Annotated in this window: 19 protein-coding genes; 6 read left to right on the top strand and 13 right to left on the bottom strand. The window is 71.2% G+C overall.

The genetic code is table 11. The annotated features are described in order from the left end of the window. Positions 1–207: 207 nt before the first annotated feature. Both VLF38_RS07140 and VLF38_RS07145 read right to left on the bottom strand, forming a co-directional pair. The gene (locus tag VLF38_RS07140; protein WP_325270588.1) at positions 208–1,674 is read right to left on the bottom strand and encodes a HAMP domain-containing sensor histidine kinase; all 1,467 of its coding nucleotides are present in this window, start codon (positions 1,672–1,674) and stop codon (positions 208–210) included. Continuing rightward, positions 1,674–2,402 carry a response regulator transcription factor gene (locus tag VLF38_RS07145; protein ID WP_325270589.1) on the bottom strand — a complete coding sequence of 243 codons (729 nt, stop codon included), beginning with the start codon at positions 2,400–2,402 and terminating at the stop codon, positions 1,674–1,676. Before VLF38_RS07145 ends, VLF38_RS07140 begins: the two co-directional genes overlap by 1 nt. A gap of 93 nt (positions 2,403–2,495) precedes the next feature. Between VLF38_RS07145 and VLF38_RS07150 the strand changes: the two genes are divergently transcribed. After that, positions 2,496–2,858, top strand: a complete 363-nt coding sequence (locus VLF38_RS07150) for a thioredoxin family protein (RefSeq protein ID WP_325270590.1) — start codon at positions 2,496–2,498, stop codon at positions 2,856–2,858. Between the two features lie 109 nt (positions 2,859–2,967). Here the strand turns inward: VLF38_RS07150 and VLF38_RS07155 are convergent, their stop codons facing one another. Next, the gene (locus VLF38_RS07155; RefSeq protein WP_325270591.1) at positions 2,968–3,189 is read right to left on the bottom strand and encodes a hypothetical protein; all 222 of its coding nucleotides are present in this window, start codon (positions 3,187–3,189) and stop codon (positions 2,968–2,970) included. A 15-nt stretch (positions 3,190–3,204) separates the two neighbouring features. Next, positions 3,205–4,086 (bottom strand): mycothiol conjugate amidase Mca, encoded by an 882-nt coding sequence (gene mca / locus VLF38_RS07160; protein WP_325270592.1) that lies wholly within the window; start codon positions 4,084–4,086, stop codon positions 3,205–3,207. A gap of 41 nt (positions 4,087–4,127) precedes the next feature. Here mca and VLF38_RS07165 point away from each other — a divergent pair, with 41 nt between their 5' ends. Then, positions 4,128–4,523 carry a DUF4307 domain-containing protein gene (locus VLF38_RS07165; RefSeq protein ID WP_325270593.1) on the top strand — a complete coding sequence of 132 codons (396 nt, stop codon included), beginning with the start codon at positions 4,128–4,130 and terminating at the stop codon, positions 4,521–4,523. Between the two features lie 155 nt (positions 4,524–4,678). Here VLF38_RS07165 and greA read toward each other — a convergent pair whose 3' ends face one another. The 4 genes from greA to VLF38_RS07185 form a co-directional block, all read right to left on the bottom strand. Beyond that, entirely contained in the window at positions 4,679–5,176 is a 498-nt protein-coding gene (greA, locus tag VLF38_RS07170; RefSeq protein WP_325270594.1) for a transcription elongation factor GreA, read from the bottom strand. A gap of 227 nt (positions 5,177–5,403) precedes the next feature. Next, entirely contained in the window at positions 5,404–6,603 is a 1,200-nt protein-coding gene (gene ilvA, locus VLF38_RS07175) for a threonine ammonia-lyase (protein WP_325270595.1), read from the bottom strand. Then, positions 6,600–7,904 carry an AI-2E family transporter gene (locus tag VLF38_RS07180; RefSeq protein ID WP_325270596.1) on the bottom strand — a complete coding sequence of 435 codons (1,305 nt, stop codon included), beginning with the start codon at positions 7,902–7,904 and terminating at the stop codon, positions 6,600–6,602. The genes ilvA and VLF38_RS07180 overlap by 4 nt, the downstream gene beginning before the upstream one ends. Positions 7,905–7,923: 19 nt before the next feature. Further along, positions 7,924–9,087, bottom strand: coding sequence for a cystathionine gamma-synthase (locus tag VLF38_RS07185; protein ID WP_325270597.1), 1,164 nt, complete (start codon positions 9,085–9,087; stop codon positions 7,924–7,926). Positions 9,088–9,233: 146 nt separating this feature from the next. Here VLF38_RS07185 and msrA point away from each other — a divergent pair, with 146 nt between their 5' ends. The 4 genes from msrA to VLF38_RS07205 all read left to right on the top strand — a co-directional run bounded on the left by msrA (position 9,234) and on the right by VLF38_RS07205 (position 10,986). After that, positions 9,234–9,869, top strand: coding sequence for a peptide-methionine (S)-S-oxide reductase MsrA (msrA, locus tag VLF38_RS07190; RefSeq protein ID WP_325270598.1), 636 nt, complete (start codon positions 9,234–9,236; stop codon positions 9,867–9,869). Positions 9,870–9,896: 27 nt separating this feature from the next. After that, positions 9,897–10,121, top strand: coding sequence for a DUF3040 domain-containing protein (locus tag VLF38_RS07195; protein ID WP_325270606.1), 225 nt, complete (start codon positions 9,897–9,899; stop codon positions 10,119–10,121). 96 nt (positions 10,122–10,217) lie between these two features. Next, entirely contained in the window at positions 10,218–10,634 is a 417-nt protein-coding gene (locus VLF38_RS07200; RefSeq protein WP_325270599.1) for a hypothetical protein, read from the top strand. Between the two features lie 142 nt (positions 10,635–10,776). Continuing rightward, complete coding sequence (locus VLF38_RS07205; protein WP_325270600.1) at positions 10,777–10,986, top strand: hypothetical protein; 210 nt, start codon at positions 10,777–10,779, stop codon at positions 10,984–10,986. Between the two features lie 16 nt (positions 10,987–11,002). Here VLF38_RS07205 and VLF38_RS07210 read toward each other — a convergent pair whose 3' ends face one another. From VLF38_RS07210 to VLF38_RS07230, 5 genes are read right to left on the bottom strand one after another with little or no spacing between them, the layout of a single operon-like run. Beyond that, complete coding sequence (locus VLF38_RS07210; protein WP_325270601.1) at positions 11,003–11,911, bottom strand: alpha/beta hydrolase; 909 nt, start codon at positions 11,909–11,911, stop codon at positions 11,003–11,005. Between the two features lie 24 nt (positions 11,912–11,935). Further along, complete coding sequence (locus tag VLF38_RS07215) at positions 11,936–12,280, bottom strand: RidA family protein (protein WP_325270602.1); 345 nt, start codon at positions 12,278–12,280, stop codon at positions 11,936–11,938. Beyond that, a complete protein-coding gene (locus VLF38_RS07220) occupies positions 12,277–13,311 on the bottom strand; it encodes an aromatic ring-hydroxylating dioxygenase subunit alpha (protein ID WP_325270603.1) in 1,035 nt (344 codons plus the stop codon). The genes VLF38_RS07215 and VLF38_RS07220 overlap by 4 nt, the downstream gene beginning before the upstream one ends. Positions 13,312–13,315: 4 nt before the next feature. Then, entirely contained in the window at positions 13,316–13,558 is a 243-nt protein-coding gene (locus VLF38_RS07225; protein WP_325270604.1) for a recombinase-like helix-turn-helix domain-containing protein, read from the bottom strand. A 30-nt stretch (positions 13,559–13,588) separates the two neighbouring features. Beyond that, the gene (locus VLF38_RS07230) at positions 13,589–14,539 is read right to left on the bottom strand and encodes a PDR/VanB family oxidoreductase (protein ID WP_325270605.1); all 951 of its coding nucleotides are present in this window, start codon (positions 14,537–14,539) and stop codon (positions 13,589–13,591) included. Between the last annotated feature and the right edge of the window lie 66 nt (positions 14,540–14,605).

Here is a 14,605-nt window from a genome sequence, read left to right on the forward strand (position 1 = left end):
GGTGGGGCCTGGGCAGGCGCCGGGGCATCGGCCGGCAGCTGCTGCGTGGGCGCCTCGGGGTCGATCCGGTCGGGCTGGTCGGGGGTGTTCTTGTTGGCCATCGGGGCTCCCTCGTTGGTTGGATGCCTCCAGCCAAGGCCGCACTGCTGGGTGCCCGCTGCGGACCACCTGTGCGCGGGCTGTGAAGACGGCCCGCCCGGCTGCCTGTCAGGCCGGAAGCGTCAGCGTGAACGTCGTGTCGCCGGGCCCGGAGGCGCAGGTCAGCGTGCCCCCGTGCGCGGTGGCGATCGCACGGGCCAGCGAGAGGCCCAGCCCGGCACCCCCGGAGTCGCGGGTGCGGGAGGCGTCGCCGCGGGTGAACCGCTCGAAGAGCGTCGCCTGGAGCTCGGCCGGGACACCCGGACCGTCGTCGTGGACGGTCACCACGGCACCGGACGAAGCCCGCCCATCCACCGCGGCACTCCGCACGCCGACGGTGACCGTCGTGCCTGCGGGTGTGTGCCGTCGCGCGTTGGTCAGCAGGTTGGCGAGCACCTGGTGGAGCCGCTGCGCATCACCGGTCACGACCACGGCCTCGTCGCCGAGGTCCAGCTGCCAGCGGTGCTCTGGGGCGACCACCCGGGCATCGCCCACGGCCTCGAGGACCAGGTGGGTCAGGTCGACCTCCTCGCGAGCGAGCGGCCGGCCGGCATCCAGGCGGGCCAGGAGCAGCAGGTCCTCGACGAGGGAGGTCATCCGCCGCGCCTCCCCCTGCACGCGGTCGAGCACGTGGAGCACCCGCTCGGGGTCGGCGTCGGCGCGCAGGCCCAGCTCGGCGTACCCCTGGATCGTCGCGAGCGGCGTGCGCAGCTCGTGCGAGGCGTCGGCGACGAACTGCCGCACCTGCTGCTCACTCCTGTGGCGCGCGTCGAGCGAGCTCTCCATGTGGCCGAGCAGCACGTTGAGCGCCGACCCGACCTGGCCGACCTCCGTGCGCTCGTCGGTGAGCGACTCCGGGACCCGCGCGGTGACCCCCACCTCTCCGGAGGCGAGCGGCAGCTCCGCGACCTCATGGGCGGTGCGGGCGACGTCACGCAGGGGCTGGAGCTGGCGGCGTACGACGACGACCGCGAGGCCGCCCGCCGCACCGACCGCGAGCAGTGTGAACAGGACCTCCCAGAGCACGATCGAGGCGAGGGTCTCGTCGACCTCGTCCGACGGCACGCCGGTGACGAGCGTGATGCCGCCGACCTCGGAGGTGAGGAGGCGGTACTCCCCCAGGCCGTCGAGCCCACGGGCCGTCGGGTGGCCACCCCGCGGCAACCCGGAGAGCTGCGCGAGCTCCGCAGCGCCCAGCTGCTCACGCCCACCGCGCTCGGTCACCACGATGCCGGCGGCCACGTCGCCGGTGAGGTATGCCGTCAGCGTGCCCGCTCGCTGGGCCCGCGCGTCACGGATGTCGGGGCCGCCGGAACCCTCGGGCATGCCGCCGATCGGCAGGCCGTGCTGCAGCGCGCGGAGGTCGCGGTCGTGGGAGGCGGCGACCTCGTCGTCGAGCTGCCCCGTCAGGCGGTTGTCGAGCGCGGCGGTCGTCAGCGCCGAGACGAGCAGGCCGACCAGTGCGACCAGCAGCACCACGGTCGCCACGAGGCGCGCAGTCAGCGAGGCGGGCACCAGCCGGCGTACGAGCTCCATCACTCGGCCGGCTTGAGCACGTAGCCGGCGCCCCGCATGGTGTGGATCATCGGCGCGCGGCCGGCGTCGACCTTCTTGCGGAGGTAGGAGATGTAGAGCTCGACCACGTTGGCCTGGCCGCCGAAGTCGTAGTTCCACACGCGGTCGAGGATCTGGGCCTTCGACAGCACCCGGCGCGGGTTGCGCATGAGGAAGCGCAGCAGCTCGAACTCCGTTGCCGTCAGCGTGATCTCGTCGCCGCCGCGAAAGACCTCACGACTCTCCTCGTCGAGGGTGAGGTCGCCGACGGTGAGGACCGGGCTCTCCCTGCGCCGGGTCGCACCGGCCCGTCGGAGCTGCCCGCGCAGCCGTGCGACCACCTCCTCCAGCGAGAACGGCTTCGTCACGTAGTCGTCGCCACCGGCGGTCAGGCCGGCGACCCGGTCCTCCACCGAGTCGCGAGCGGTCAGGAAGAGGACGGGGACGTCGGGTTGCTGCTGCCGCACCCGCCGCAGGACCTCGAGTCCGTCGAAGTCGGGGAGCATCCAGTCGAGCACGATGGCGTCCGGGCGGAGCTCCTTCGCGGTGCTGACCGCGGCGCGGCCGGTGTGGGCGATGCCGATCTCCCAGCCCTCGTAGCGCAGGGCCATCGCCAGCAGTTCGGCGATGTTGACCTCGTCGTCGACGACCAGGACACGCAGGGGCGAGCCGTCGGCGCGAGTCAGGGCAGCGGCATCGGGCGAGGTCATGGCCTCAGCATGCCGTCCGACACCGACACCCGGCCATGAAGAACCTGTGCGTCACCTGTGAGAGCGGCTTGCCTGCCGCGTAGCGTTGCAGGCATGGCCACGATCGAGCTGACAGCCGCCAACTTCACCGACCACGTCGACGAGGACGACATCCTCCTGGTCGACTTCTGGGCCAGCTGGTGCGGGCCGTGTCGCCAGTTCGCGCCGATCTACGAGGCGACGTCGGAGAAGCATCCCGACATCGTCTTCGGGTCGGTCAACACCGAGGAGCAGCAGGAGCTCGCGAGCGCCTTCCGGGTCACGAGCATCCCGACTTTGATGGTCTTCCGCGAGCAGGTGCTCATCTACGCCCAGCCCGGCGCGCTGCCGGAGCCGTCGCTCGAGCAGTTGATCGCCGCCGTACGCGATCTCGACATGGAAGAGGTCCGCCAGCAGCTCAAGGCCGAGCAGGGCTAACAACCGGGCGCGCGGCCAAACTGTCAGGCTGACAGTCTGGCCCGGGCTGACAGTTCCGAAGTGTCATGCGGGACGAAACTGTCAGGCTGACAGTTTCGCGCGCGGGGCGTCAGGCGTTGTCGTCAGCGGACGGGTCGGAGGACTCGTCGTTGCCGTAGACACCGGCCTGCTGAGCCGCGTTCGTCTTCTTCAGCTGACGCGTGAAGCTCCAGAAGAGCAGGACCGTCGCGACGATGAGCAGGGCGATCACGAGGGCGCCGATCCAGCCCGCCGTGATCTTGTCGGCATCGCCGTCCCAGTTGGAGGTGGCGATGGTGAGGAGCGCGATCATGTCGACCATTCTCCCTCAGCCCTCCCAGACGCCGTCGCGCAGCCCCGCGAAGAGGTCGGTCTCGGGCAGCTCGGTCGGCACGTGGCTCTCCACGAGCTCGTAGTCCTCGTGCGGCCAGGTCGCCTGCTGGACCTCCATCGGCACCGCGAACCAGAAGCCGTCGGGGTCGATCTGCGTCGCGTGGGCGAGCAGCGCGCGGTCGCGCGTCTCGAACCACTCCGCGCACGGCACCCGCGTCGTGATCCGCGCGTCCCACGCAGGGTCGGGCTCCCACTCCTTCAGCCGGTCGGCGTACGGCGAGGCCAGCCCGGCGGCCTCCATCGCCTCGCTGATCGCTACGGCGCGGGGGCGGTTGAAGGTGTGGTGGAAGTAGAGCTTGGCGACCTGCCACGGCTCGCCGGCATCGGGGTAGCGCTCCGGGTCGGCGGCGGCACGGAACGCCTCCATCGACACGAGGTGGCAGGCGATGTGGTCGGGGTGCGGGTAGCCACCCCGCTCGTCGTACGTCGTCATGACATGGGGCCGGAAGGTCCGGATAAGCCGGACCAGCGGCTCCGCTGCCTCCTCGACCGGCACCAGCGCGAAGCAGCCCTCGGGCAGCGGCGGCTTCGGGTCGCCGTCGGGCCAGCCCGAGTCGACGAAGCCGAGCCAGTCCTGCTTGACCCCGAGGATCTCGCGGGCCGCGTCCATCTCCGCGCGACGGACCGCCTGGATGTCCTCGATCGTGGCGGGGTCGATCTTCGGGTTGAGCACGTCGCCACGCTCGCCGCCCGTGCAGGTGACCACGTGGACGTCGACGCCCTCGGCGACGTACTTCGCGGTGGTGGCCGCGCCCTTGCTCGACTCGTCGTCGGGGTGGGCGTGCACGTGCATCAGCCGGAGCGGCTCAACAGACATGCGGCGATTCTAGGAGGACGGCTGCGTGGGACGATGCCCGCGTGACCGATGCACTCGCAGACCGCTACGGACGCCGACCTGACGGGCGCCGCTTCCCCCTCGCGCTGGTGATGGCGCTCGTGGTGGGCGTGCCGTTCATCGTCTGGCTGGCCTGGGTCGTGTGGCTCCAGGCGACGCCGGCCGTGCAGTCGACGGACCGCAACTTCACGATCGTCGACGACCACGTCGTCGTCGTCGACATCGAGGTGACGCTGCGCGACGACGCGACCGAGCCGACCTGCCGCGTCCAGGCGCTCGCGCAGGACAAGACGGCGGTCGGCTCGCTGCAGTTCACCCCTGTGGACGGCAACAACCACGTCGAGATCAAGACCGAGCGGAGGGCCACTGCCGTCGAGCTGGTGGGCTGCACCGCCGACGGGCAGAACCAGCCCCGCTGACCCGGCGCCAACCTGCACGCAACATGCGCCGAGGCGGCGCCAACCTGCACCGCAGAGGTGTCGAGGCGGCGCGAACCTGCAGGCCAAATGCGCCGAGACGTCAGTTCGTCACGCCGGACAGGTGACGAACTGACGTCTCGGCAAAGAAGAGGCGATCAGCCCACGAACGGCTCCGCCTCAAGGATGACGACCTCGAGCGTCTTGCCGTTGGGCGCTTCGTACGCCACGGTGTCGCCCTTCTTCGCGCCGATCACGGCACCGCCGAGCGGCGCCTGCGGCGAGATCACCGCGAGGCCGTCAGGGTCGATCTCGCGGGCACCGAGGAGGAACTTCTCCGCCTCGTCATCGTCGTCGCCGACGAACTTGTAGGTGACGACCATGCCGGGGCCGATGGTGCCGTCGCCTGCGTCGGCCTGCCCGACCTCGGCCTTCTCGAGCATCGAGGTGAGCTGGCGGACCTTGCCCTCCAGCTTGCCGAGCTCCTCGCGCGCAGCGTGGTATCCGCTGTTCTCCTTGAGGTCACCCTCGTCGCGAGCGGCCGAGATGCGGTCGACGATCTCTTGACGCGCAGGGCCCTTGAGGTCCTCCAGCTCGGCCTGGAGCTTGTCGAAGGCCTCCTGGGTGAGCCAGATGGTGTCCTGCTGCTCGGTCATGATCACTCCTGCATGTTGGTGCGGATAGACGTACGCCGCGGCGTGTGGCCGCGGCGACTCCGTGATGAAGCAAAGAGGCCAGCCTACCAAGGAGGGCTCGGACGCACCCCGTTGCCGCCGCCGATTGCGCCGAGCGCGTGCAGGTCCGCGCCGCCTCGGCGAACCAGCCGTGCAGGTCCGCGCCGCCTCGACGACCCAGCCGTGCAGGTCCGCGCCGCCTCGGCGACTCAGAGGACCTTGTAGCCCAGTTCGCGCAGCCGGGCGATCAGCGCGTCGGCATGGGCGGTGCCGCGGGTCTCGCACTCGATTCGCACCTCGACCTCGTCCAGCCGCAGCGACGACGAGGTGCGGTCGTGGCCGATGGTGCGGATGTTGGCCTGGGCGGCCGCGATCTCGGTGAGGAGTCCGTTGAGCGCTCCGGGCACGTCCGGCAGGGAGACGGCGAGGTTGAGGAACCGCCCGGCAGAGACCAGGCCGTGGCGGATCACCTTGCCGAGCAGGAGCGGGTCGATGTTGCCTCCGGAGAGCAGCGCCACGACCGGCCCGGTGAACGCGTCGGGATGCTCGACCAGCGCCGCCACTGCGGCCGCGCCGGCTGGTTCCACGACCATCTTGGCTCGCTCGACGAGGCTCAGCAGCGCCTGCGACAGCGACTCCTCCGAGACGCTCACGACGTCATCGACGTGCCTCCGGATCAGCTCCAGCGGGACCTCGCCGGGCCGCCCCACAGCGATGCCGTCGGCCATCGTGCTCACCGACTCCAGCGCGACCGGAGCACCTACCTCGAGCGAGCGAGCGATCGCCGCAGCACCCTCGGCCTGCACCCCCACCACGCGTACGTCGGGGCGTTGCGCCTTCACCGCCAGCGCCACGCCGGCGACCAGTCCCCCACCACCGGCGGGCACGAGGACAGTGGCGGCGTCGGGCACCTGCTCCAGCATCTCCAGCCCGACCGTGCCCTGGCCGGCCACGACGTCGGGGTGGTCGAAGGGATGGATGAACGTCGCGCCCGTGCGCTCGGCGTACGCGAGGGCCTCGCGCAGCGCGTCGTCGAAGAAGCGCCCGGCGAAGACGACGTCGGCGCCGTAGGCCCGGGTGGCCCGCTCCTTGGGGATCGGGGCCCCTTCGGGCATGAAGACCGTCGAGGGGATGCCGAGCTGCTGGGCGGCGAGGGCCACGCCCTGCGCGTGGTTGCCGGCACTCGCCGCGACGACGCCCGCCGCGCGCTCGGCGGCTGACAGGCGGGCGATCCGCACGTAGGCGCCGCGGAGCTTGAATGAGCCGGTGCGCTGGAGGTTCTCGCACTTGAGGTGGACGTGCTGGCCGGTGAGGTCGGAGAGCCAGCGCGACTCCACGACGGGCGTCTGCACCGCGACGCCCGCCAGGATCTCGCGGGCGGCCCGGACGTCTGCGAGGGTCGCGGTCATGGTGAGGGGTCCTCGATGATCGCCTCCACGCGTTGCTCGTAGACCGGGTCGGCGAGCCTGCCGAGATGGGTGACCACCGCGTTGGCCACCGCCGCCAGCGGGACCGCGACCAGCGCACCGGCGATGCCGGCGACGATCACGCCGCAGCCGATCGCGACGATGACGCCGAGCGGGTGGACCGAGACGAAGCGGCCCATGACGAGCGGCTGCAGCACGTGGCCCTCGATCTGCTGAACGGCGATCACGACGCCGAGCATGAGCAGTGCCTTGAAGGGCCCGACCGTCACCAGCGCGACCAGCGTCGCCACCAGCCCGGCGACCGCAGCACCGACCATCGGCACGAAGGCACCGAGGAAGACCAGGACGCCGATCGGCGCCACCAGAGGTACGCCGAGGACGAGCGCGCCGATCATGATGCCCACCGCGTCGACGAGCGCGACGATCACCGTCGCCCGGACGAACTGGGTCAGCGACACCCACGCGACACGGCCCGAGGAGTCCACGGCCTCACGCGCTGCGCGCGGGAAGAAGCGCACCACCCAGGACCAGATCCGGTGCCCGTCGGCGAGGAAGAAGAAGGTCGCGAAGAGCACGATGAAGAGGCCCGCGACGACGTGGCCCAGGGCGGTGCCGACCTCGGTCACCTGGCCGAACTCGATGTCCTGCGATCGGGTCTTGATCGCATCCTGGGCGTTCTTGATCCAGTCGTTGATCTGGGAGTCACTCGCGTCGATCGGCCCGTCGCGCAGCCACACCCGGATCTCGCCGAGTCCCTTGACCACCTGGTCGGCGAGGTCGCTCGCGCCCTGGGCCACCTGGTTGCCCACGAAGGTCAGCAGGCCGATCAGCGTGGCCAGCCCGAGCACGACCGTGGCGCCGGCCGACAGGCTCCGCGGCACGCCGGCCGTGGCCAGGCCACGGACCATCGGCGCCGCGAGGGCGCTGATCAGCAGGGCGATCACGAGCGGGAGGGTGATGACCGCGAAGAAGCGCAAGGTCCACGCGAGCGCGAGCGTCGCGACCGCGATCACGATCAGCCGCCATGACCAGGCGGCGGCGAGGTCGAGGCCCCACGGCACCTGGGCGCGCGAGAAGTTCGACGGCCCGGTGCGGAAGCCCGGCGGCTCCTCGTGGCGGCGCTCCGCCCGCAGCTGCGCCCACTGCTGGGCGAGCAGGTGGGTCAGCCGCTCGGTGCGGCGTTCCTCCGCCTCGGCACGGGCCTCCTCGTCCGGCTCGGCCGACTCGTCGCGCGCGGGTTCCTTCGCCTCGTCGGGAGCCCCCGACTCCTGCTCTTCCTTCACGCAAGCGACCCTAACGGGATCAGCCCAGCGCCCGTTCGAGATCGGCTACCAGGTCGTCGACGCTCTCGATGCCGACGCTCAGCCGGACCAGGTCGGAGGGCACCTCGAGGGCGGTGCCCGCGACGCTCTGATGGGTCATCCGTCCGGGGTGCTCGATCAGTGACTCGACACCGCCGAGGGACTCGCCGAGCGTGAAGACCCGCGTGCCCTCGCAGACCCGGAGGGCCGCCTCCTCGCCCCCGTTGACACGGAAGCTGACCATGCCACCGAACCGCTTCATCTGCCGCGCAGCGATCTCGTGGCCGGGGTGCGTCTCGAGCCCCGGGTAGATCACCGTGCCCACGGCGGGATGGCTGCAGAGGAAGTCGACGACCTTCTCCGCGTTGTCACAGTGCCGGTCCATCCTCACCCCGAGCGTCTTCAGCCCGCGGTGAGTCAGGAAGGAGTCGAACGGACCGGCCACGGCACCCATGGCGTTCTGGTGGAAGCCGATCCGCTCGGCGACCTCGAGGTCGCGGACCACGACCGCACCGCCGACGACGTCGCTGTGCCCACCGACGTACTTGGTGGTGGAGTGGACGACGAGGTCGGCACCGAGCGTCAGCGGCTGCTGGAGGTACGGCGAGGCGAAGGTGTTGTCGACGACGAGCAGGGCTCCGGCCTCGTGCGCGATCGCAGCCAGCGCCTCGATGTCGCCGATCGAGAGGAGCGGGTTGGTCGGCGTCTCGACCCAGACCAGCTGCGTCTCCGGCCGGATCGCCGCCCGGACCGCGTCGAGGTCGGCCAGGTGCGCGGGGGTGTGCTCGAGGCCCCACGGACGTGCGACCTTGTCGAAGAGGCGGAAGGTGCCGCCGTACGCGTCGTCGGGGATGACGGCGTGGTCGCCGGGCTTCGTCAGCGCGCGCAGGATCGCGTCCTCCGCGGCGAGCCCGCTGGCGAAGGCGAAGCCCCGCTCCCCCTGCTCGACCGTCGCGAGCGCACCTTCGAGCGCGGTGCGGGTCGGGTTAGCCGAGCGGCTGTACTCGTAGCCGCCACGCAGCCCGCCCACCCCGTCCTGCTTGTAGGTGCTGGTGGCGTAGATCGGTGGGATGACGGCGCCCGTGGTCGCGTCCGGCTCGTAGCCGCCGTGGATGGCGCGGGTCTCGAACCCGCCCTTCTGCGTGTGGTCGCTGGACTGGCTCACCCTGCGAGCCTAGCCGCGATCTCCGGGACGTCGAGGGTGCCGTCGGCCAGCGGCTCCGACAGCCCGCCAACCGCTTCCCCAGCTTCGGGAACTCTCCGCGGACCCGCGGTGTTGGAGACTGTGAGCAGAACCCCGAGGAGGTCCTGATGTTCTTCAAGAAGACCGAGATGGTTGCGCCCGACCGTGCCCTGCCCGGCCGCCCGCAGCAGCAGTTCGCACTCTCCGACAAGCACCTCGTGCTCGGCTCTCCGCTCGTGACCGACGTCGTCCCCGAAGGACTCGAGGTCGCGCTCTTCGGCCTCGGCTGCTTCTGGGGCGCGGAGGAGATCTTCTGGCGGATGCCCGGCGTCTGGTCCACGTCGGTCGGCTACGCGGGCGGCACGACCCCCCACCCGACGTACGACGAGGTCTGCTCGGGCATGACCGGCCACACCGAGGCCGTGCGGATCGTCTTCGACCCCGATGCGGTGTCGTACGCCGACCTCGTGCGCGCGTTCTACGAGGTCCACGACCCGACCCAGGGCTACCGCCAGGGCAACGACGTCGGCACGCAGTACCGCTCGGCGATCTACTTCTTCTCCGAGGAGCAGGAGCAGGTCGCGCGCCAGATCACGGAGGCCTACGGTCCGGTCATCGCCCGCGCCGGCTACGGGGCGATCACCACTGAGATCAAGCCTGCCCCGACGTACTACTACGCGGAGGACTACCACCAGCAGTACCTCTACAAGAACCCCAACGGCTACCGCTGCCACTCCGCTACGGGCATCAAGGTGCCGGGCTGACCAGCGGTTTGTCATGCCTCGCGCCGCATCGGGGTACCTGAGTGCAGTCGCAGATCGCGACGACGCCGCACCCGGCGTGGGACTCAGGAGGCAGCCGTGATCATTCTCGGTCTCGTGCTTCTCATTCTCGGAGCCATCCTCGACATCTCGATCCTCTGGACGATCGGCATCATCCTCGTCCTGGTCGGTGCCGTGCTCTGGCTCGCCGGCTCCATGGGCCACACGGTCGGCCCGAGGGCGCATTACTGGTGACGCAGGCTGACTCCTGCTGAACGACAACGCGGAGACTTTTCGTCACCTGGTGACGGAAAGTCTCCGCGTTGTTTCGCCGGGCACTAGCGTCCCCCTGTGTACTTCGGCATCGCGCTCCTGCTCGTGGTGGTGCTGCCGATGGCTCTGACTGCCGCCGCCTACGGGCACGCGAAGCGCTACCCGACGCTCCCGCCGGTGACGAACTGGCGCGGTTCGTCCCGCGCGTCCCGGCCACGCCGGCCGTCCGACCCGGGATACGCCTGGGGCGTCGCGCTCGGCATCGTCGGGCCCTACCTGGCGGCTGGCGTTCTGCACCTGGCAGACGCACCCGCCGGCGTCGGAGTAGCGCTCTTCGTGGGGGCCATCGTGACCTGCTGGGCGATCCACTTCTTCACCCGGAAGAGGACCAGCTTCTTCGGCGCCGTCCCATGGGGCATGGTGCTCGGCAGCGTGATCCTGCCGTGCCTCGTCGGACTCGTCCTCGTACCCATCCTGGCCGCCTTCGGGCCCTGACCCGGGCCGGTGTGCGTTCGTGGAGGTCAGCCGTCGAGCGCGGACTCCGGTTTGGTGCTTCTGTCGCGCCCCCATTGAGTCGGGCAAGCACCAGATCCCGAGAACCCACCAGCCTTCCGTGCACGGGCACTAGCGTCGGCGCGTGACGATCTGGCTCCCCTCCCCAGCGCTGATGCTCTTCGTGGCCGCGGTGATCTCGGCGGTGGTGGTGCCGCTCATCCTCTCGACCAGCAAACGGCGCACCTGGGAGCCCGACAGGACGGCGGTCACGTCGAGCCGGACGTCGCTTGCCGTCGGCTGCACCCTCGTCATCGCGATCGTCCTGCTGCTCCTGGTCGTCGCAGCAGGCTGAGCACGCGGCTGCGGGATCAGCCGCGGATGAAGGCGGCGACCCGCTTCAACGCGCCCCGCGCCTCGGTGACAGGCAGGATCGGATACACGTGCAGCAGCCCGTGGCCCACCTCGAAGACGACCGGCCACCCGACCGTGGCGGCACGCGCGGCGAGCGCCTCGGCGCCGGCGTACAGCATGTCGTGAGTGCCGCACAGGAGCATGGTCGACGGCAGGTCGGTGAGGTCGCCGAGCGCCGGTGAGACCGACGGCAGCACGAGGTCGGCCTCGGAGCCCGCCCAGAAGAGCGCGTAGGTGTCGTGGTTGTCGAGGGAGAGCCACGGGTCGCGGGCGGCGGACTCCTCGGTGCCGGGCGCGGAGCGGGTCAGGTCGGCCCAGGGCGCGATGAGCACGAGCTTGGCCGGCTGCTCCCCCTCCCCCGCGCGCCACCGGTCGCGGAGGCCGAGGGCGATGGCGAGCGCCAGGCCGCCACCCGCGGAGTCGCCGGCGAGGACGACCTCCCCCTCATCGCACAGCCCGCCGACGTACGCCGTCAGGGCCGGCACCGAGTCACGCCAGGTGAACTCGGGTGCGAGCGGATAGGCCGGGAAGACGAGGCGGGAGCCGGTGGCACGCGCGAGGCGCGCCGCCCACTTCCACTGCCGGTCGTGCGCGGTCGCGGTGAACGAGCCACCGTGCAGGTGCACGAGCGTGCGCGTCCACGAGCCGCGGCGCGGCGTCGCGACGTACACGGGGAAACCGCCTCCGCCACCGATCCGCTCGACGGTGACCTCCCACTCCTTCTCCAGCCAGGCCGGCGGGGTGGTCGCGCGCGTGCGGTTCTTCGCCACCAGTGCCTCGCGGAGCCGCTCGGGGTCACGGATGACCACGGGCGGGTTGACCTTCGGCAGGGCGAAGGCGATCAGGCGATGCGACAGGCTGGGCACGCCCTCACGCTATCCGGCGCGCGCTCAGCGCCGGCGGGCGACCGCCTCGATCTCGACGGTCGCGCCGTAGGGCAGCGCGGCCACCTGCACGAACGAGCGTGCAGGACGCGGCTCGGCGAAGATCTCGGCGTACTGCTCGTTGGCCTCGTCGCGCAGCGTCACGTCCGTGACGAAGTAGGTCGTCTTGACCACGTCGGGCAGGTCGAGCCCGACCGTGGCCAGCCGCGACCGCAGCTTCGCGATGGCGGCGTCGAGGGCGGGCCGGCGACCACCCACGGCGACGCCGTCGACGTCGACCGAGAGCGCACCCGAGACGTAGACGACGCCGTCGTCGTCGTACGCCGGGCTGTAGGGGTGCTCGGCGCTCATGACCCAGCCCCCGCCAGCGCCTCGGCCTGCTCCTCCGCGAGCCCGCGATAGAGGCGGCGGAGGCGGACGACGCCGAGGTCGTGCTGGTAGAGGTTCTCGGCCTGGTCGGCATCGACGGCCATCGCCTCGAGCATCTCGCGGTCCTGCTCGAGGACCTTCCAGTGCCGCGCTTCGAGCGTGGTCCGGTAGAGGAAGCGCCAGGTGTCGCGCTCCCAGTCGGCGACCTTGCGGTAGCGCCAGAAGAAGACGGCCGTGGTGGTGGCGTCGATCGGCGTGCCGAGGCCGACGATGCCGAACGGGCCACCGGGGCCGGCTGTGGGCGGGTAGGGGATCTCGAGGTCGACCCAGTCGAGGCCGGTGCGGCAGAACTCGACCCAGTCGAAGTTCACGCCGCGCTGGTCGGTCTTCTCGAAGAAGAAGCCCCGGTCGGTCTCCCGGATCCGGAAGCGGGCCTGGGTCTCCCCCGCGAACATCGAGTGCGAGTCGCGGTGCAGGAAGGCACCGTGCATGGGGTCGAGCAGGTTCTCCATCGTGAAGCGCCACGGCGCGTCCCACTCGGCGTAGCAGAGGAACGCCTCGGTGCCCTCGTCCACGAGCGGGTCGGGGAGGTTCAGCGGCGTCGGCTCGGGATGCTGCTCGTCGCCGATGTAGGCGAGGATCGCGCCGGCGACCTCCTGCACGGCCGGTGCCGGGACGAGCTGCTTGCCCTCCAGGTTGCAGCCGGGCAGGCCCGGGACGGCGACGACCGTGCCCTCACCGTCGACCTGGACGCCGTGGTAGGCGCAGGCGAGCTTGTTGCCGAGGTGCTGGCCGAGCGAGAGCGGCGCGCCGCGGTGGGGGCAGCGGTCCTCGAGCATCCGCAGGCGCCCGTTGGACTCGCGGAAGAGGACCCAGTCCATGCCGAGCCGGCGGACCTTGTGGATGCCACCGGCCGGGACCATGTGGGAGGGGCAGATCGCGTACCACTGGTTGCGGAGGCCGGTGGCGAAGATGTCGTCGGCGCTCAGCTGCTTCTTGACCATGGGTGCCATGGGGTCACGCTTCCTTCCCGGCCGCGCCCTGCGGGGCAGCCAGACGCTTCATCTCGGCGGTGAACGAGTCGGTCGTCCACACCTCGCCGCCGGGCGCCGGGACGCCCATCTCGTTGAGCCCGGAGACGAGGCCCTCGAGGTCGTGCCGGCCAGTGCCGAACACCTCCTCGATGGCTCCCGCCAGCTTCTTCTCGTACGGCGTCGGCTCGACGGTGCGGGCCTGGTGCGGCTGCAGGTAGTTCGTCATGGCTTTCTCCCTGTGCGGAGGTGGTGGAGGTCAGAGGTCGAGGACGAGCCGGGCGGAGCGGGCGCGGGAGACGCAGGGCATCATCGAGGTGCCCTTCGCCTGCTCGGCCGCGCTGAGCACGGAGTCGCGGTGGTCGGGCTCGCCGGAGAGCACGCGGGTCTCGCAGCTACCGCAGATGCCGTCGCGGCACGAGCTGCCGATGGAGACGCCCGCGGTCTCGAGGGCGTCGAGGATCGAGCAGTCGCCGGCCACCTCGACGGTGACGCCGGAGCGCTGGCACTCCACGGTCACCGGCTGGTCGCCGTCGGGGCCGGCCTCGACCTTCTTCGCCTTGAACCGCTCGAGCTGGAGGATCCCCTCCGGCCAATCGGCGGTGTGCTCCTCGAGCGCGGCCAGGAGCGGCTCGGGACCGCAGGCGTAGACGAGGGTCCCCTCGGCGGGGCCGGGCAGGGCGGCGCCGAGGTCGAGGCGGCCGAGCTCGTCCTCCGGCACGACGTGCACCCGCCCGCCGTACGCCGCGAGCTCGTCGAGGAAGGCCATCGACTGCTGGCGCCGGCCGCCGTACCAGAGCTCCCAGTCGGCGCCCGCTGCCTCGGCGGCCTGGACCATCGCGAGGATCGGGGTGATCCCGATGCCGCCGGCGACGAAGACGTAGCGCTGGGCGGGCAGGAAGGCGAAGTTGTTGCGCGGGCCCACGACCTGGAGGCGGTGTCCGGGGCGGAGCCCCTCGTGGACGTACTCCGAGCCCCCGAGCGCCGCCTGCTCGCGGAGCACCGCGACGCGGTAGCGGGTCTCGTCGGCCGGGTCGCCGCAGAGGGAGTACTGGCGGACCAGCGAGCCCCGCAGCTGGAGGTCGATGTGGGCGCCGGGCTGCCACTCGGGCAGCGGCTTGCCGTCGGGATGGGCCAGCGCGAGCGACAGGACGCCATCGGCCTCCCACGTCATCTGCTTGACCAGCAGCTCCATGGTCGTCTCGGTCATCACGACTTCCTCTCCTGGTCGGGCACCTTCACGGGCGGCGTGAACGGCGCGGGCATGGGGCCGTAC

It is taken from the genome of Nocardioides sp. (genome assembly GCF_035481145.1).
GTDB lineage: Bacteria > Actinomycetota > Actinomycetes > Propionibacteriales > Nocardioidaceae > Nocardioides.